Annotated in this window: 16 protein-coding genes; all 16 read left to right on the top strand. The window is 35.1% G+C overall.

The features are described 5' to 3' along the window. The first annotated feature begins 7 nt into the window (after nt 1-7). The 16 genes from QM512_RS07650 to QM512_RS07575 all read left to right on the top strand — a co-directional run bounded on the left by QM512_RS07650 (nt 8) and on the right by QM512_RS07575 (nt 19812). A complete protein-coding gene (locus QM512_RS07650; RefSeq protein ID WP_282805134.1) occupies nt 8-841 on the top strand; it encodes a DUF1129 domain-containing protein in 834 nt (277 codons plus the stop codon). Between the two features lie 133 nt (nt 842-974). Then, nucleotides 975-2705, top strand: coding sequence for an ABC transporter ATP-binding protein (locus tag QM512_RS07645; RefSeq protein ID WP_282805133.1), 1731 nt, complete (start codon nt 975-977; stop codon nt 2703-2705). A 13-nt stretch (nt 2706-2718) separates the two neighbouring features. Further along, on the top strand, nt 2719-4569 hold the full coding sequence (locus QM512_RS07640) for an ABC transporter ATP-binding protein (RefSeq protein WP_282805132.1): 1851 nt from the start codon (nt 2719-2721) through the stop codon (nt 4567-4569). 146 nt (nt 4570-4715) lie between these two features. Further along, nucleotides 4716-5402 carry a response regulator transcription factor gene (locus tag QM512_RS07635; protein WP_144770508.1) on the top strand — a complete coding sequence of 229 codons (687 nt, stop codon included), beginning with the start codon at nt 4716-4718 and terminating at the stop codon, nt 5400-5402. Nucleotides 5403-5407: 5 nt separating this feature from the next. Next, complete coding sequence (locus QM512_RS07630; RefSeq protein ID WP_282805131.1) at nt 5408-6553, top strand: sensor histidine kinase; 1146 nt, start codon at nt 5408-5410, stop codon at nt 6551-6553. Nucleotides 6554-6602: 49 nt separating this feature from the next. Then, entirely contained in the window at nt 6603-8174 is a 1572-nt protein-coding gene (locus QM512_RS07625; protein ID WP_282805130.1) for a UDP-N-acetylmuramoyl-L-alanyl-D-glutamate--2,6-diaminopimelate ligase, read from the top strand. Between the two features lie 2 nt (nt 8175-8176). Next, nucleotides 8177-8926 (top strand): aspartate/glutamate racemase family protein, encoded by a 750-nt coding sequence (locus QM512_RS07620; protein WP_282805129.1) that lies wholly within the window; start codon nt 8177-8179, stop codon nt 8924-8926. Between the two features lie 120 nt (nt 8927-9046). After that, nucleotides 9047-9943, top strand: a complete 897-nt coding sequence (locus tag QM512_RS07615; protein WP_282805128.1) for an ABC transporter ATP-binding protein — start codon at nt 9047-9049, stop codon at nt 9941-9943. Then, entirely contained in the window at nt 9936-11162 is a 1227-nt protein-coding gene (locus tag QM512_RS07610; RefSeq protein ID WP_282805127.1) for an ABC transporter permease, read from the top strand. The genes QM512_RS07615 and QM512_RS07610 overlap by 8 nt, the downstream gene beginning before the upstream one ends. Nucleotides 11163-11256: 94 nt before the next feature. Next, nucleotides 11257-13557 carry a glycoside hydrolase family 31 protein gene (locus tag QM512_RS07605; RefSeq protein ID WP_282805126.1) on the top strand — a complete coding sequence of 767 codons (2301 nt, stop codon included), beginning with the start codon at nt 11257-11259 and terminating at the stop codon, nt 13555-13557. A 165-nt stretch (nt 13558-13722) separates the two neighbouring features. Further along, entirely contained in the window at nt 13723-14481 is a 759-nt protein-coding gene (locus QM512_RS07600) for a DeoR/GlpR family DNA-binding transcription regulator (RefSeq protein WP_282805125.1), read from the top strand. After that, on the top strand, nt 14478-15392 hold the full coding sequence (gene pfkB, locus QM512_RS07595) for a 1-phosphofructokinase (RefSeq protein WP_282805124.1): 915 nt from the start codon (nt 14478-14480) through the stop codon (nt 15390-15392). The genes QM512_RS07600 and pfkB overlap by 4 nt, the downstream gene beginning before the upstream one ends. A 47-nt stretch (nt 15393-15439) precedes the next feature. Further along, nucleotides 15440-17425 (top strand): PTS fructose transporter subunit IIABC, encoded by a 1986-nt coding sequence (locus QM512_RS07590; RefSeq protein WP_282805123.1) that lies wholly within the window; start codon nt 15440-15442, stop codon nt 17423-17425. Between the two features lie 87 nt (nt 17426-17512). Further along, nucleotides 17513-18298 carry a Cof-type HAD-IIB family hydrolase gene (locus tag QM512_RS07585; protein ID WP_282805122.1) on the top strand — a complete coding sequence of 262 codons (786 nt, stop codon included), beginning with the start codon at nt 17513-17515 and terminating at the stop codon, nt 18296-18298. A gap of 30 nt (nt 18299-18328) precedes the next feature. After that, nucleotides 18329-18607, top strand: coding sequence for an ArsR/SmtB family transcription factor (locus QM512_RS07580; protein ID WP_282805121.1), 279 nt, complete (start codon nt 18329-18331; stop codon nt 18605-18607). Between the two features lie 305 nt (nt 18608-18912). Further along, nucleotides 18913-19812 (top strand): metal ABC transporter solute-binding protein, Zn/Mn family, encoded by a 900-nt coding sequence (locus QM512_RS07575; RefSeq protein WP_282805120.1) that lies wholly within the window; start codon nt 18913-18915, stop codon nt 19810-19812. The last annotated feature ends 20 nt before the right edge of the window (nt 19813-19832 follow it).

Genomic DNA, 19832 nt, shown 5'->3' with positions numbered 1-19832 from the left:
TTTTTGAATGGATCCAAAAGATCAAAATAAAAGTGAGAATACTGAAGCTACTAAAAACTCAACAGTAGGTAATACAAAACAAGAAAAGTTAAAAAAGGCGCATGAACAAAATTCTCGTGAAGAAGAAATCAAAAAAATGCCGCCAAAAGAATTACGAAAGAAATTAAGTAATAAGAATCAAGATTACGTCTTTCGTTTAGAAAAATTTTTGATAGAAGATCAAAATTACACCATGGATCAAGTAGAACCTGCAATTGATCAAATTTTGCCAGAAATTATTGTTGCGCAGCGTAAGGGAATTCCTGCATCTAACTTGTACCAAAAAGCTCCAAGAGAAAAAGCAATTGAAATTGCTAATCCTAAAAAAGAAGCACCAAAAAGCAAGTTTTGGATGCATGCAGTAGATAATGGATTACTTTACTTTGCAATTTTTGCAGGATTCTTTGGCTTAGTACAATTATTTAGCCAAAATCCAAAGCAATCAGGCGTACAACAACAATTAGGTATTTTTACAATGATTGTTGTTACTGTTTTGTTTGGTATTCTAATGGCTTACTACAGCGACTTAATGACTAGAGATAAAGAACATCGCCCATCTGTCTGGAAAATGATTTTAATTGGGGCTATTCTAGTAGTTATAATGATGGTAGTAATCAATCTTACTGCACTTCCTGCTTTTAGAGTGATTAACCCAGTCCTTAACCCTTGGGTTTACATTGTGTTAGCTGTTATTGCATTCTTTGGACGGAGATGGTTCCGTCAAAAGTATCACGTAGTTGATCCGTTACAAGTTAGACGTGAAAATGATATTGCAGCACGTAGAAGAAATCGCAGAAGTTAAAAGCGTGACTATTTATTTAAAGTAGTCTACAGTATAAATAAAGATAACAAATAGTTGATTTGTTAGAGAGTAATAGACGGCGCGAGGCGTCTATTTATTTTTATCTTTTTTAAGTAAAGAACGGGGGTTTTATATGGTTAATGTGTTGCGTAAGTCAATCAGGCAATATAAAAAATTGTCACTGACTTCCCCAGTCCTAGTTGCAGGTGAAGCTTTAATTGAAATGCTGATCCCGTACTTGGTTGGTATTTTAATTGATAAAGGAATCATGAAAGGAAATATGGGTTACATCAATAAGTGGGGCTTAATTCTTTTTGTGTTAACTCTAGTTTCTCTAGCCTTGGGTGCAAGTGCCAGCTATGTTTCTGCTCATGCGGCGGCTGGTTTTGCAGCTAATTTAAGAAAAGATATGTTTTACCATATTCAGGACTTTTCTTTTAGCAATATTGATAAGTTTTCTAGTGCTAGTTTAGTAACGCGTCTTACTACTGACGTGACTAATGTGCAAAATGCTTATCAGATGCTTATTAGAATTGCTGTGCGTGCACCGTTAATGTTAATTTTTTCAATTATCATGTCAATTATCATTAGTCCAAGATTATCTTTAATCTTTGTGGTAATTGCGCCGATTTTTGTTTTGATTTTGGCATTAATTATTAAAAGTGCATATCCTTATTTCCCACGTATCTTTAAGGGATATGATGTAATGAACCAAGATGTTCGTGAAAATATTCGTGGAATCCGTGAAGTAAAGACTTATGTTCAAGAAGAAGCTCAAATTGAAAAATTTGAGAAATCTTCAGGTTTTATTTATAAGCTTTTCTCAACAGCGCAAAAGATTATGTCGCTTAATGCGTTAGTTGTAATGGCAGTTCTTAATATTTCAACTTTAGCAATTTGCTGGTTTGGTGCTAAAGAAATTGTTGGTGGAAGTTTGCAGACTGGTCAATTAGTTTCAATGTTTTCATATTCAAACTCAGTTTTATTTAGTTTAAACATTTTAGCGATGATTACTACGCAATTAGTTATTTCTGAAGCTAGTGGTAAGCGTATTGCGGCCGTTTTAACTGAAAAGCCAGCAATTGAAAACCCACGTAAACCGCTTGAAGATGTAACTAATGGTGATATTGTCTTTGATCATGTTAACTTCAAGTACTCACCAGATGAAAAGCACTATGCTTTAGAAGATATTAATTTACATATTACGCCTGGTGAAACGATTGGTATTATTGGTGAAACTGGTTCATCTAAGTCGACTTTAGTTTCAATGATTCCGCGGCTTTATGATGTGACTTCTGGTGCTGTTCGAGTTGCTGGACATAATGTTAAATCCTATGACTTAAAGGCACTACGTGATAAAGTTGCCATGGTTTTGCAAAAGAATGTTTTGTTTAGTGGAACTGTTGAAGAAAACCTAAAATGGGGAAACGAAAATGCTACTCATGAAGAAGTAGTAGCTGCTGCTAAAGTTGCTCACGCAGATGACTTTATTCGCGAAATGCCAGATGGTTATAACACTATGATTGAGCAAGGCGGAAATAATGTCTCTGGTGGTCAAAAGCAGAGAATTACTATTGCTCGTGCACTTTTGAAGAATCCTGAAATTTTAATTTTAGATGATTCAACTTCTGCCGTTGATACAACAACTGAACGTGAAATCCGTGAATCTTTGGCAAACGATATGCCAACTACGACTAAGATTATTATTTCGCAAAGAGTTGTTTCAATTAAGGACGCTGATCGAATTATTGTTATGAATCATGGTAAGATTCAAGCAATTGGAACGCATGATGAATTGATGAAGACTAATGAGCTTTACCATTCAATCGCTAAGTTCCAAGAAGAAAACAATGCAGGAAAGTAGGTGAGAGAACTTTATGGATCAAGCAAAACAACAAACCAAAGGAAATCGTCTTAAAGTTTTAGGACGTCTGCTAAAAGTAGTCTTAACTACTAGTCCTTGGATGCTAATTGTTTCAGTAATTGCAATTGTTTTGGCAGCTGGCTCTGCCGTAATTGGATCTTTATTTATTGAAAGATTAATTGATACCTATGTAACGCCCTTACTACATGAAAAGGTTCCTAACTATGGTCCTTTGCTAAATGCAATTTTAGTAATGTTTGGAATTTATGCAATTGGGTTTATTTCAAACTATCTTTTCAGTATGTTAATGGGTGTTTTAGCCCAGAAAGTTCAATTCCGTGTTCGTAACGAAACCTTTACCCACATGGAATCTCTACCAATTGCTTATTTTGATCAAAACAATTATGGGGATATCATGAGTCGTTATACTAATGATATCGATACCTTAATGCAAATGATCTCGCAGTCATTGCCCCAGTTCTTAAATTCAGCATTAAGTTTGATTTTCGTTATTGTGGCGATGTTTAGTTTGAGTTGGCAGCTAACCTTGTTTTCGTTCATTATCTTTGGCTTGTCATTTGGAATTGTTAGATTTTTAACGGTTAAGTCTAGCTACTACTTTAAACTTCAGCAGAATAAGTTAGGACAAATCAATGGCTATGACGAAGAAATGCTTAATGGTTTAAAGGTCATTAAGGTCTTCTCACATGAGCCTGAAGCTGAAGAAGGTTTTGATAAGTTTAACGAAGAATTACGTGGAGCTTCAGGCAAGGCCAATACTTATGCAACGATTCTTTTCCCAATTATGGGTAATATGGGGAATTTGTTGTATGTATTGATTGCTTTTATTGGCGGAGCTGCCGCAATTAATGGTTGGGCACCGTTAACTTTAGGTGCAATTGCGTCTTTCTTACAATTATCGCGTCAATTTAGTATGCCAATTGCTCAGATTTCACAACAATTGAACTCAATTGTTTTAGCTTTAGCTGGTGCACAAAGAATTTTTGAACTGGAAGATGAACCATCTGAAGTTGATAATGGCGATGTTATTATGTCACCTAACCAAGAAGTTAAAAACAGCTGGTATTGGGATGTTCCAGAAAAGAATGGTGACATTAAAAAAGTTCCAATTAAGGGTCATATTGTCTTTGACCATGTTAACTTTTCATATGTTCCTGAACATCAAATTTTGTATGACATTAACATTAATGCAAAACCCGGTATGAAAGTTGCCTTGGTTGGTGAAACTGGTGCTGGTAAGACCACTATTTCAAATATGCTTAATCGCTTCTATGAGATTCAATCTGGAAAGATTACTTATGATGGTGTCCCAATTTCTCAAATTAGAAAAAATGATTTGAGACATTCACTATCAATTGTTTTACAAGAAACGCACCTCTTCACTGGCACAATTATGGACAATATTCGTTTTGGTAAGCCAAATGCTAGTGATGATGAAGTTTACCAAGCTGCTCGCCTAGCTCATGCGGATGAATTTATTCATGAACTTGATGATGGATATGAAACTATAATTGATGGTGACGGCGGAGACTTGTCACAAGGGCAAATGCAATTATTAAGTATCGCTCGAGCAATGATTGCAGATGAACCGGTAATGATCTTAGACGAAGCAACTTCAAGTATTGATACTAGAACTGAACGAATGGTTCAAGCCGGAATGGATAACTTACTTGCTGGTAGAACTAGTTTCGTTATTGCACACCGTTTATCAACCATTGTTAATTCAGACCTTATTTTGGTTCTTGATCACGGTCATATTATTGAACGTGGTACTCATGAAGAACTCTTAAAGCAAAAGGGTTACTATTACGAACTCTATACTGGTAAAAAAGAATTAGATTAATACAAAAATGAACTCTAGATGTTTTTTCTAGGGTTCATTTTTTATAATTCTTTAAAAACGTGGTTTAATTTAGGTAATTAAAAGGAAAACGGGTAAAATATTAATAATAGATTTTAAGTGTAGTAAATAGATAAGGAGAAATCCTCATGAAGATCTTAGTTGTTGATGATGATAAAGAAATCGTTGAATTATTAAGCATATATTTAAAAAATGAAGGCTATGAACCAATCGCTGCTTATAGCGGTAAAGAGGCCTTAACCAAACTTTCTACTAATCCAGAAATTGCATTGATGATTCTTGATATCATGATGCCGCAAATGTCAGGGATTGAAGTTATCAAAGAAGTTAGAAAAGATTCTGAAATCCCAATCTTAGTTGTTTCTGCTAAAACTAGTGATATGGATAAGATTCAAGGCTTAATTACTGGGGCAGATGACTATGTAGTTAAACCATTTAATCCATTAGAAGTAATGGCTCGTGTAAGATCATTACTCCGTCGCAGTCAAAAAGAAGTTAAAGACGATAAACCTGATGTATTAGAAGTGGGACCTTTGGTAATTAATAAGGACTCACATGAAGTTAAGACTTTAACTGGTAAGGTTATTCAACTAACAGCTTTAGAATTTGGAATACTATACATGCTTGCTAGTCATCCTAACCGCGTCTTTAGTGCTGATGAAATTTTTGAAAGAGTATGGCAACAAGAATCAGTTGTTTCTGCTAAAACAGTTATGGTTCACGTTTTTCACTTGCGGGATAAAATTCAAAAGGCAACTGACGGTGAAGAAGTTATTCAGACAGTTTGGGGAGTAGGCTATAAAGTAGAGGCTTAATAAGGATGAAAAAGCAGAAAGTAATCCTAACCACAAAAGAAAAAAGTGAATTATTTGGTGAGGGTGTTATAACCGTCATCTTGCTTTTGCTCTTGAACCTTTCAATTATTATCCTGATTAATCTTGCAGTTTTAAATGATCCAAGATTAGAAAATGGAATTTTCTTTTTGAAGAAGACAATTACCTTTGCTAACGGTATGCATCTTTGGTCCTGGCAGCGATTATTTATTAGTTTTATGCTTATTGGGGATGTCTTAATTGTCTACTGGCGTCTAATTAGAAGATATCGTCAAATGCAGTTGCGTCATGTTATTGAGGAGCTACACTATATTGCCGACGGTCATTTTGATCATCGAATTCCGTTTGTAGTAAAGACAGATTTACAGAAGGTAATCGATTCAATCAATGCCTTAGTTGATAGTACAGTAGCTTCAATGGAAGAAGAGCGCCAAATTGAGCAGTCAAAAGATGATCTAATCACTAACGTTTCGCATGATATTAGGACGCCGCTAACTTCAATTATTGGCTATCTTGGTTTATTGAAGAGTAGTGAATTAAACGAAGATCAGGCTAAGTATATAAAGATTGCCTATGACAAAGCTCTTCAAATGAAGGCCCTTGCGGAAGACTTGTTTGAATATACTACCTTGCGTTCTTCAACAAACAATAAACTTGTTTTAGCACCGCTACATGTTAATTCGATGCTTGAACAAGTTGCGGCAGGTTTTGAATTAGAAGCTGAAAAGAAAAATATTACCTTTAACGTAGTTACAAGACCAAGAGATTTAGTCATTGACGCGGACGCCAAGATGATTGTACGTATGTTGAATAATCTGATTTCTAATGCATTAAAGTACGGTCATGGCGCTACCGAGATTAACTTAATTGCAAATAAGGTTAATAATGAATTTGTAGAGCTTCGAGTTGAAAATAATGGGGAACAAATTCCTAAGAAATCTCTACAAAAGATCTTCGACAGATTCTATCGTGTAGAAAGTTCAAGAAATTTAAAAACTGGCGGTACTGGTTTAGGCCTAGCCATTACTAAAAGTATTGTTGACTTACATGGTGGGACAATAAAATGTCAATCAACGGCAGAATTGACTAGTTTTATTATTCAACTACCACTCAATAGCCCCAAAGCAAAATGATGGTGTGCTATAATTTAGGCTGAATTGATTAAAAAATTGGGGAGAAAAAATGAGCGATTCTAGCATTTCTTTAAACACTTGCATCTTAATTTTGAAGGAACACCACTTGCTTAAATCAAGTGCAGTTCAAGATGCAGTTCCAACTAAAATGGATTATATTTCATATGATTCACGTGATATAAAAACAAATACCTTATTTTTCTGTAAGGGTAAAGGATTTAGACCTACTTACTTATCAATGGCTAAAGATAGTGGGGCTACTTGTTATGTGGCAGAACAACCATATCCAGAAGGTAAAGGAATGCATGCTTTAGTTGTTAGAGATGTAACTAAAGCAATGGCTCTTTTATCAGCTGCATTTTACAGATTTCCACAAGATGACTTATATGTTGTAGCTTTCACTGGGACTAAGGGGAAGACCACTTCTGCATACTTCTTAAAAGGTATGCTTGACCAAATTAATGGTGGTCGTACAGCCTTATTTTCATCTGTAGATGATATTGTCGGACCAAAGCCAGAAGATAAATTTAAGGCTAGTTTAACTACTCCTGAAAGTTTGGACTTGTTCAGAGATATGAGAACGGCTGTTGATAACGGCATGACTCACTTAGTAATGGAAGTTTCAAGTCAAGCTTACAAGAAGAATCGTGTCTTTGGTTTAACTTATGACTTAGGTTTCTTCTTAAACATTACCCCAGACCATATTGGCCCAAACGAACACCCTAACTTTGCAGATTACTTACACTGTAAGTTGCAACTAATGGTTAACTCACGTAAATGTATTATTAATGCTATGTCTGATCATTTCGATGATATTTATGCAGCAGCAACAACAACTACTAATCCAGATAGTATTTACTTGTTTGCTAGAAATGATTTTGAAAACCCTAACTTGAAGCAACCAATTGATTTCCGTTTTCAATCAGTTGAAACAGACATGAAGGAAACAGAATTTAAGTTATTCTGTGCTTCTGAGAAGGCTAAGAAATTACCAATTGCTGGAGACTACACTCTTCAAATGATTGGTGACTTTAATGAAATGAATGGTACAGCTGCAATTATTGGTGCAGGTCTTGCTGGTGAAAATTACGAAGAATGTGCTAAGGGTATTCGTCATGTGACTATTCCTGGACGTATGGAAGCTATGCCATCAAAGAATCATGGTACTGTAATTGTTGACTATGCACACAATAAAGCTTCAATGATGGCTTTAATGAGCTTCATGCAACGTGAATTTAATAATCCAAAGATTATTGTTGTTGTGGGAGCTCCTGGAGATAAGGGTGTGTCTCGTCGACCAGGATTTAGTGAGAGCTTAACTGCGTATGCAGATAAGGCTTTCTTAACTACTGATGATCCTGGTTTTGAAGATCCAATGGATATTGCACAAGAAATTGACGCAGGAATTGACCATGAAAAGGTTGACGTTACGATTGAATTAGATCGTGAAAAAGCTATTCATGATGCAATTGCAATGTCTGGCAAAGATGATATTGTTTTGATTTGCGGTAAGGGAGCAGATCCATACCAAAAGATTCGCGGAGTGGATACACCATATCCAACAGATATTAAAGTAGCTGAAAGCGTAATTAATGAATTAGAAAAAGACAACGAGGAATAGGTATGAAACACTTTTTCTCAATTATTGGTGGTATGGGAACGATTGCAACTGAGAGTTACGTTCGTTTGATTAATCACCGAGTTAAAATTGCTAAAGATCAAGACTACCTAAACTATATTTTAGTAAATGATGCTCAAATTCCTGATCGAACTGCTTATATTATGGACCATAGCAAGCCAAACTTTTTCTATGACTTAAAGGATGACATATTAAGTCAATCAAAGCTTAATCCTGATTTTTTTGTTATGCCCTGTAATACAGCACATTATTTTTATGATGATTTAGTAGCTTTGACTGATGTACCATTTCTTCATATGATGCGGATTGCTGTGCACAAGTTTGTGGATGATTTTCCAAAGGAAGAAAAAATTGGCTTAATTGCAACAGAAGGTTCTATTTACGACCATTTATATGTGGATGAATTAGAACGTGTTGGTAAAAAAGCCGAGCTAGGTGGTCCAGAAATTCAACCAATGGTGAATGAGCTTATTTATCGTGATATTAAAGAAAAGGGCGTTGTTGACCATGACTTGTATCACAAGATCTTGAAGACAATGCATGATAAGTATGGTTGTAATGTGATTTTACTTGGCTGCACTGAATTATCCTTGGCTCAAGAAAAGGCGCCAGATCACCCTTATAACGTGATTGATCCACAATCAATCATTGCAGATGTATCAATTGAACTTGCTTTAAAGATTCGTAATGGGATGGATCCTAAAGAAGCAACTGCAAAATATATGTATAAATAAATTAAAGCCCCTCAGTTTTAGACAGCTGAGAGGCTTTTTTGGTATAAAAAGGGATAATGAGAAAAAAGATTGATATAATTAAGCCTAACTTTAATAAATTTGATTTAGAAAGAAACGGCTATGTTACAAGTAGAAAATTTAAATAAAAGCTTTGGAACCAAGCAAGTTTTATTTGATATAAATTTCAAAGCAGATGATGGAAAAATACTAGGCTTGATCGGTAAAAATGGCTCAGGTAAAACCACGCTTTTTCATAGTATCTTGAAGTTTGTAAAATATCAGGGAAAGATTACTATTGATGGTCATCCTTTTTCAAGTGTTGATTATAATTCTGTGGGCTATTTACCAGAAGAACGCAGTTTAATGCCTAAATTGACCGTTTTGGAGCAGGTTAACTTTTTAGCCAGTTTAAAAGGGATGAAAAAAGATGACGTAAAGCGTGATTTGCAGGTTTGGATGCAAAAATTAGAGGTTAAGGGAAAGATTACCGATAAGATAAAGAGTTTGTCTAAGGGTAATCAGCAGAAAATTCAGTTAATTGCGACGCTCATTCATCAACCTAATTTAATTATTTTGGACGAGCCTTTTAGTGGATTAGACCCTGTTAATGTTGAAATAATCAAAGGCATAATTTTACAAGAGAAGAAACGAGGAGCAACAATTCTATTCTCTGATCATGATATGTCGAATGTTGAAGAATTATGTGATGATGTAGTAATGATCAATAATGGTCATATTGTTTTGAATGGTGCTGTAAATGATGTTCGCAATAATTTTGGTTTAACTAGACTATTTATTCGAACTAATTTAAATCTAAGTGATGTTGAAAAATTGCCGGGCGTAGAAAAGGCTGTTTTGCAAAATAATGGTATCTACAAGCTTTGGCTACTAGAAGATAGCTATGGGCGCGAAATCTTCAACACTTTATCTCATGGAGAATACTTACAAACTTTTGACCAAGAACCACCAACTTTAGATGAAATTTTTAAAATGAAAGCCGGTGAGAATAATGAATAAGACTTGGCTAGTAGCTAAAGAGACTTATCGCAGAGAAGTGAAGAATTGGTCATTTCTGTTAATGATTTTTGCACCTTTTCTGGTGTTAGTTATTTCATTCTTTTTTGGAATGAGTTCATCTTCTGCTTTTGACACCAATACAAAGGTAGGAATTGTAAGTCAAAATCAAAATTTGACTCAATCTTTAAAGAAAACTGAAGATTTTGATGTATATAAAAGTAAAGCAAAAGTAGAAAAAGCATACCAAGCTGGAGATATTAATGGATACGTAGTTGTCAATAACAATAATAAAAATTTGACCGCAACATATTACGGAACAGAAAAATTAGACAATGATGTTAAAGCTGAGTTGATGCGTAATTTAAATGTTTACCAGCAGGCACTTAATTTAAAGAATGCTAAACTTAGTCAGAAACAACTGCATTCTCTTTCTCAAAAAGTTAAATTTACTGAAAAGACTAGTAGTAAAAAGTTAGGCGCTAGTGATGAAAAAAATTTAAAGACGGCAACTTTTTGGATTCTAATTTTTGTTTTATATTTTCTGGTTCAGACTTATAGCACAATCATGGCGCAAGATATTGCCAGTGAAAAAGGTACAAAAATCATGGAGATGATTTTTTCAAGCATGCCAGGAGGCAGTTATTTTGATGGTAAAGTCTTAGGAATCTTTATGGAAATTCTGACCCAACTATTGATTTATGCCTTGATGTTTTCTGGATTTTACTATTTAGCACCTCATATTGATGGTGTAAAGGAGACGTTTACCCAAATAAAGCCAGCTGTTGACCAAGTATTGGGACAAATAATATCTTGGGGATTAGTATTCGTTATTTTGGGTTTAATCTTATACATAGTCTATGCAGCAGTTTGCGGTGCCATTGTGACTAAAGCAGAAGATGCTAATAAAGCGGTGCAACCCTTGGTTTATTTAACCTTGCTTGGCTTATTCAGTAGTATGAGTTTATCCAATAATCCTGATGGGATTTTTGCGATGATTATGTCTTACGTACCGTTTTTGTCTTCATTCTTGATGCCACTTCGGTTGATTAAAGGAAATGCAAGCAGCTTAGAAGCGACAATCTCGATGATCATCCTTGCCGTTTTCTTACTTGGATCAATCTGGTGGATCAGAAAAATTTATCCAAGCTTGATTTTGCAGACTGACGATAATGGTATGTGGAAAAATATGAAGCGTGCCTTACAAGGAATCAAAGAATAGAAATATAAATTGAATTAACTACTCAGCAGGTAAAAGTTGAGTAGTTTTTTTGTGATAAAATTGAAAGCGAATACAATAAAAAGAGGCTTGCGATATGAGTGACAATAATCTTGAAACATATACTATCAATCAAAATCAGATAAAAATAAGTTTTACTAATTCGGTCTTGAATTTAACGGTCTTAACTTCTGAAATAGTTCGTATTTTTCAAAATCGGGGCGAGCATACAAAGTCTTATGCAATTGAAGGAAATAAAGCTAAAGAAACAAATTTTGAAGTTACGAGAATACATAATTATCTTGAATTGAGGACTTCCAAGTTAATAATCAAAATTTATGATAATGAAAAAATTGATGTCTATGACGAACAAGAAAATCCTTTAATTATTGATTATCGAGCTACTAGAGTTCCGCTTGATCGGCAAATAGATGAAATCCATCAAAAATTAGCTGAATCAGAAGGCCACGATGTAGCGACTAGGTCAGAAAAGAATAGTCACTATTATGAAATAGTTAAGGAATTAGCAGATGATGAGCAATTTTATGGCTTAGGGGATAAAACAGGATTCTTGAATAAAAGGCACTATGCATATGAAAACTGGAATACAGATAATCCAGAACCACAAGTGGAAAGTTTTACGCGACTTTATAAATCTGTTCCCTTCTTAATTGGTTTGAAAAACAATCATCCCTATGGAATGTTTTTTGATAATACGTATCACAGTTATTTTGATTTAGGCAAGGAAAGCAATCACTATTACTACTACGCTGCTGATAATGGCAATCTTGATTATTACATTATCGGCGGTAGTAGCTTAAAGAAAGTTGTTGAAAATTATACTTACTTGACTGGCAGAGCACCACTTCCACAAAAATGGACTTTAGGTTATCAACAGTCTCGTTGGGGATATAGTATTAGCGCTAAAAAAGTAGAAGAAATTGTTAATAAAATGCGTAAATATCATCTTCCTTGTGATGCGATTCATTTGGATATTGACTACATGGATGGCTACCGCGTCTTTACCTGGCGAACAGATACCTATGATGATCCTAAGAAATTTATTGATAAATTGCATGAATTAGGTTTGCATGTTATTACGATTATTGATCCAGGCGTGAAAAAAGACGAAGCTTATCGAATTTATCAAGAAGGGCTTCAAAAGGGCTATTTCGTTAAAGCACCTAACGGACAAGTTTATGTTAATAAGGTTTGGCCAGGTGATGCAGTTTATCCTGATTTTGGACGAGATGCAGTTAGAAAATGGTGGGCAGAAAACTGTAAATTCTTAGTTAGTTTAGGTGTTGATGGTATTTGGGATGACATGAATGAACCAGCTTCATTTAATGGTGAAATTCCTGAAAATATTATCTTTAGCGATGAAGATGAAAAATCCACACATGCGAAAATGCATAATGTTTATGGTCATAATATGGCTAAGGCAACGTATGATGGATTAAAGAAAGCAACCGGCAAACGGCCATTTGTGATTACTCGTGCAGCTTATGCTGGAACGCAAAAGTATTCTACTGTTTGGACTGGAGATAATCAGAGCCTATGGGTACATTTGCAGATGATGATTCCACAATTATGCAATTTAGGGATGAGTGGTTTTTCTTTTGCAGGTACTGATATTGGCGGTTTTGGTGCTGATACAACGCCGGAATTATTAACAAGATGGATTGAAGCGGCTATTTTTAGTCCGCTTCTCCGTAATCATGCGGCTTTAGGAACACGCTCGCAAGAACCCTGGATATTCGGTGAGCCAACCTTATCAACATACCGTAAGTATTTACATCTTCGCTATCACTTTATTCCATATCTTTATGATCTCTTTGCTCAAGAAAGTAAGAATGGCTTACCAATTATGCGCCCTTTAGTTTTGAATTATCCAGACGATCCCCTTGTTAAAAATATAAATGATGAATACATGGTTGGCACGCAAATTTTGGTGGCGCCTGTAGTTGAAGAAGGAAAAGAATATAGGGCTGTTTATTTGCCACAAGGCGAATGGATTGATTTTTGGAATAACGTTACATATAACGGCAATAACACCATTTTGGTGAATGCTCCACTTGATAAGTTACCTTTATTTATTAGGAAAAATACAATTTTACCTTGGGGAGAAGTGAAAGAACATATTTCATCTAAGCCAGATGAGAAGATGATTTTTAGAGTGTTTGGTAAACATGGAAACTATACACACTATCAAGATAATGGCACTGATTTTGCTTATGAAAATGGCGAATATAATGTGTATGAGATAAGTATTGATGGGGATAAGGCAAATATTACTTTGAGAAAACATGGCTATAAGACCTACCGAAGAATTGATCTTAGAACTCCAAATGAAGAAATAAATTTTGTTTATAGAGATCAAAAATACGTTCAAATTTAATAATAGATAAAAGCTGACGAATAATTCGTTAGCTTTTTTATTTAGGTTCAACTTTTTGTAAATTTAGTTATGACTAATAATGAATGAACGTGAATGATTTTGAAGAAAAATGATTGATTTTATGAATGGAAACGCTTATCATATTATACGAGGTGATGATGAACGATGCTGACTGAAGAACGTCAACAAGCGATAGCAACCTATATTAATAATCACAGTATCTGTCGTGTTAATGAATTATGTAAGTTGACTAAGTCATCAGAGTCAACAATTCGCCGTGACCTCATTGAATTAGAAAAACGTGGTGTAATTGTACGTGTACATGGAGGTGCACGTTCATTGCAAGATTATTCACGCGATGTTGAACAGCAAGTAAGATTCAATCTTAACGTTGACAAGAAGCGTGAAATTGCACGTTTTGCGGTAATGAACCATGTTACTAGCGGAGATCATATTTTCCTTGATGCAGGAACAACAACTTATGAAATGGTGCCATTCTTGCGCGATATTAATGATTTACACGTAGTTACTAATGGGGTTGATATTGCACTTGCATGCTTAGATCATGGCATTCATACTCGCTTGTTAGGGGGCGAGGCGAAGATTGAAACGCATGCAGTAGTCGGCAATACTACCATGAAGCAACTTCAGGAAATGAACTTTACTGTTTCCTTTATTGGTGCTAATGGTTTAACCGCAAAAGGGCAATTTACTACACCGGATCCTGCTGAAGCTGGAATCAAGAAGGCTGCAATTAAGCAGGCTAAAGAATCTTTTATTTTAATGGATAGTAGTAAGATTGGCGTAGCAAATTTTGCAAGTTTTGCACATATTAATGAGGCAATACTCATCACTAACCATTTAAGTATAGGCAAGAAAGAGATTTTGCCTAAACAAATCAGAGTTGAGGAGGCTCGGTCATGATTTATACTGTTACAGTTAATCCAGCATTAGATTATGTTATGCAATTAGAAAAGGTGGATGCTGGTAGCGTTAACCGTTCAAATGATTGTCAATTTTTAGCTGGTGGTAAAGGAATTAATGTATCTCAAATCTTAAACCAACTTGATGTTGATAATACTGCTTGGGGCTTTGTCGGTGGATTCACTGGTAAAGAATTAGTTCGCCAATTAAACGTTAAAAAAATCGAAAGTGATTTTGTAACTATTTCTGACGATACCCGTGTTAATGTTAAAATCCATGCTCAAAAAGAAACTGAAATTAATGCGGCTGGTCCAAAGATTGATGAACAAGAAATTACTGCTTTTAAGGCGCGTTTGGATGATCTTAATGAAGGCGATATTGTTGTATTAAGTGGTAGTTTAGCACCAAGTTTGCCAACAGATTTCTATGAACAATTGTTACCAACTATTAGAGAAGCCGGTGCTGAATTCGCAATCGATACTACTGGTGAAGCTTTACTTGCAACTTTGAAGTATCACCCATTGGTTATTAAGCCTAATCACCATGAATTGGCAGCTTTGTTTAATACAAGCTTTGCTAACGATAAAGAAATGCTTGAAGCAGCTAAGAAGCTTTTAGACATGGGTGCACAAAATGTCATGATTTCTATGGCTGGAGATGGCGCTTACTTAGTAACTAAAGATCATGTTTACCACGCAAGTGCTGCTGTTGGTACTGCAGTTAACTCAGTTGGTGCTGGAGATTCAATGATTGCTGGATTTGTAGGTACTTACTACAAGACACATGATGTTGTTGAAGCATTAAAGGTTGGTTCTGCTTGCGGCGGAGCTACTGCATTTACCGAAGATATTGCTGTTAAGAGTCAAATCGATACTGTTTTACCACAAATTAAAGTTGAAGAAGTAAAGTAGTTAAAACTAAAAAATAAGAAATAAAGTTAGGATAAGGAGTTACTTTCATGAAAATTGAGGATCTTTTAAGTCCTGATTTAATGATTATGGATCTTAAAGCTACTACTCAAGAAGAAGCCATTAAAGAAATGGCAGATCTTGAAGTAAAGCAAGGCGTTGTGAACAACGAAGATGAATTCATTAAATCAATCTGGGCTCGTGAAAAAGAATCAACAACTGGTATTGGCGATGGAATTGCTATGCCACACGCAAGAAACAAGTACATTAATCGTGCTGCTGTTTTATTTGCAAAAAGTCCTAAAGGAATTGACTATAATTCTCTTGATGGTCAGCCAGTTCACTTATTCTTTATGATCACTGCACCAGCTGGTGCTGATAATACACACTTACAAGCTTTAGCTAAATTATCTAGTTTGTTAATTAATCCAGATGTTGTAAATGCTTTGAAGGCAGCAACTAAGCCTGAAGAAGTTATTGATATCTTCAAAAAAGCTGAAGCAGAAAAGGATGCTCAAGATAAAGCTGACGCTGAGAAGAGAAAAGAAGAAGCTGTAAAAGAAGCATCTAAGCCAGCTAGTGAACAAAAGCCATTAATTGTTGGTGTTACTGCATGTATTAACGGTATTGCACACACTTACATGGCTCAAGAAGCATTAATTAAGGCTGGTAAAAAATTAGGCGTTGATGTTCGCATTGAAACTAATGGTTCTGAAGGTGTAAAAGACAAGCTTACTCCTGAAGAAATCAAGCGCGCCAAGGGAGTTATTATTGCTTCCGATAAGAAAGTTGAAATGCCACGTTTTGACGGTAAAGAACTTGTGATGAAGCCAGTTGTAGATGGTATTAACCACCCACAAGAATTAATTGAAGACATTTTAGAAAACAAGGCTCCAATTTATCACGCTGATAGTAATGCCAGTGCAAGCGACGATAGTGCTAAAGAAAAACAAGGTTTATGGGCTTCCATCTACAAGAACTTAATGAGTGGTATTAGCCACATGCTTCCATTCGTTATCGGTGGTGGTATCTTAATGGCCATTTCCTTTATCGTTGAAAACTACATGGCTGGTGGTGCTAAGAACCCTGCATTTATTTTCTTAAACAGTGCTGGTAATTTAGCCTTTGCTTTCATGGTTCCGGTTTTAGCTGCTTATATTGCTGAATCAATCGGCGATTTACCTGCTTTGATGCCAGGTTTCGTTGGTGGATACATGGCAGCCATTGTTAATGGTACTAATGGTTTACAAGTTAACGTTCAAGCTCATGCTGTATCTCCGGCTGGTTTCTTAGGCGGTATTGCTGCTGGTTTTATTGCTGGATACATGATGATTGGCTTGAAGAAGTTATTTGCTAAACTTCCTAAATCTGTAGAAGGTATGAAACCAATGTTGCTATACCCAATCTTGGGCTTGCTATTCATTGCTTTGATTATGTTCTACATCATCAACCCAATCTTTAGTTCAATTAACTTTGCTATTACCCACTTCTTAAACAGTATGGGTACTGGTAATCTTGTAATTTTGACTATGATTTTAGCTGGTATGATGGCTATTGATATGGGTGGTCCTTTCAACAAAGCTGCTTACGTATTTGCTTCGGGAGCTTTTGCTAACGACCCACATTCTGCAACTGCTGCTGTTATGATGGCTGCTGTTATGGTCGGTGGTATGGTTCCTCCATTTGCTACTGCAATTGGTACTACTTTCTTTAAGAAGCGTTACACTAAAGAAGAACGTCGTGCTGGTGTTTCAAATTGGATTTTAGGATTTTCATTCATTACTGAAGGTGCTATTCCATTTGCTGCAGCTGACCCAGGTCGTGTAATTCCTTCCTGCGTAATTGGTTCAGCAGTTGGTGGTTTACTTGTTGGATTATGGCATATTCAAGTACCAGCTCCTCACGGAGGCCTATGGGTATCACCATTATCCAACCACATTTTACTTTACTTCGTTGCTACAATTGTTGGTTCTATTGTGGCTGGTCTAATTATGAGTTTCTGGAAGAAACCTGTTTCTGAAGATCCAGATGAATAAAAATAGTTTTGTGAAAAACGCTACCTCTGGGTGGCGCTTTTTAGTATAGTGGAGTGTGGATAATAAAAGTGGAAAGTGAGACTGGAAATGATTAAGCTTATTGCAACTGATATGGATGGTACTTGGCTAAGAGAAGATAAGACTTATGATAAGGAACTTTTTGAAAAAGAATTCCAAATTATGCAAGATCGCAATATAAAATTTGTTATTGCCAGTGGTAACCAATACGAAAATATTTTAGATCGTTTTCCAGAAGCCAATAAACATATGTACTTTGTGGCTGAAAATGGTGCTTTAGTAGCCCATGGAAATGAAATTCTTCAAATTTCTGATTTGTCTGATAAAGACTACCAAACAATGCTTGAAATTGTGGAAAAACTCCCATATAAGGCTATTGTAGCTGGAGTGACTAGTGCATACGTTGAAAAAAGTAGTGGAAAAGAATTTGCGGAAGATTTGAAAAAATACGTTAAGAAAATTCAAGTTGTGGATAGCTTTAACGAAATTGATGATCGAATTTTTAAAGTTAGTCTACGTGTTCCAGAAGACGAAATGCCTAAGGTTTTAGATAAGTTGCGTGAAGATTATCCACAGATTGGCTTTGTTTCAGGAGCCAGTACAGCTATTGATATGCAAACTAAGGGAATGAATAAAGCTGTTGGGCTAGAATATTTAGGTAAAAAACTTAAAATTAAATCAAGTGAAATGGTTACTTTTGGTGATAGTGGTAATGATGTTGGGATGCTCAAATTTGCTGGAACAAGTTTTGCTACAGCAACTGCTCTTCCAGATGCCAAAAAAGCAGCTAATCAAATTATTGGCTCTAGTGAAGAATCAAGCGTTCAAAAGAAGATTCTTGAATTACTTTCATAATAAAAATGTAAATTGAAATAGGTGAAAAAGGTGAATGAGCAAATTATTCGGGTTACCAGGGCTTTAAATCATCCCATTCGAATACAAATTCTTTATTATTTAAATGACAATGAAAAAAGTAGTGTAAATAATTTAGTTAAGCAGTTCGATGTAAGTCAGCCAGCTATTTCTCGGCACTTACGGATACTAGAGGAAGCAAAGCTCGTTAAAAGCGAGCAAGTGAAGCAAGAGCGCTATTATAGCTTAGAAGATAAGCATGTGATCAAGATTTTAGACGTCTTAAGACAACATGTTAAGGAAGATTTTTAGTTTAGGTATTTGAATAGTTTATAAAGTTTAAGCATCTTTTTTTCATGATCGGCTTTGACAAACATATAAAAATATGTTTATATAAAGATGTAATTTTAGAGAAAAGCATTAAATTAAAAATTCAGCAAAATTTTTATTATTAGCACTTATTGGTAGCATCAAGTCTGAGACGTCTTGGTGCTATTTGTCTATCTAAAAAATATTGACATAATAAAAAAAGTAGCTTAATCTAAGCATTAAGTTAGAACTTATGCTGAATTTTCTAACTTAATGCTTTTTTATTTTGCACAGGAGGATATAAAAATATGCAAAATTTTAAATCTAAAATTACAAAATTTATTTCTATTATTGGGCTAGTGGGGCTTTTAGCACTTGTGACTACAGCATGTGCTGATAAAAAAGAAGCAACTAACCAATCAGATAAAATTTCGATTGTTACAACAACTAATGTCTATTCAGACATTGCTAAAAATATTGTTGGAAAATATGGTACAGCTACGGCAATTATTGATAAAAGTAGTATTGATCCACATGACTTTAACCCAACAACGGCTGATGCCAAGAAATTAACTAAGGCAAATATTATTGTTGCTAATGGCTTAGGGTATGATTCATGGATGAATAAGTTAGCTAAATCTGTTGATAAAAAGCCAGTTTTAGTTGGCGAAGATCTAATGGGATTAAAGAAGGGCGATAATCCTCACATTTGGTACAATTTAAATATGCCAACTAAGTATGTTGATTATTTAGTTAAACGTCTATCTAAGTTAGATAAGAAGCATGCTGCTTACTTTAAGGCGAACGGTGAAAAGTATCTAGCTAAAGTTGATAAAATTAAGAATTTAGTTAAGACTGATAAAAGCAATAAAAAGCCAGTTTATGTAAGTGAACCTGTTTTTGACTATGCTTTAGAAGAAGCTGGCTATAAGGTGGGCGATAAGGAATTTGAAGAAGCTATTGAAAATGGCACAGATCCTAGTCCAAAAATGATTAACAAGATGAACACTGAAATTGAAGAAAAGAAGATTGCCTTTTTCGTTAACAATACGCAGGCAAGTAGTTCAACTGTTAAAACATTTGTTAAACTAGCTAAAAAGAACAATGTTCCAGTTTTAAATGTTCGTGAAACTATTCCAAACAACACTACTTACTTAGCTTGGATGAAAGAAAACTATCAGAATTTAGCTAATATCGAAAATAAATAGGATCATTTATAGGATGAAGA

It is taken from the genome of Lactobacillus isalae, from assembly GCF_947539375.1.
Lineage (GTDB): Bacteria > Bacillota > Bacilli > Lactobacillales > Lactobacillaceae > Lactobacillus > Lactobacillus isalae.
This window is presented reverse-complemented; position numbering and strand designations above follow the sequence as displayed.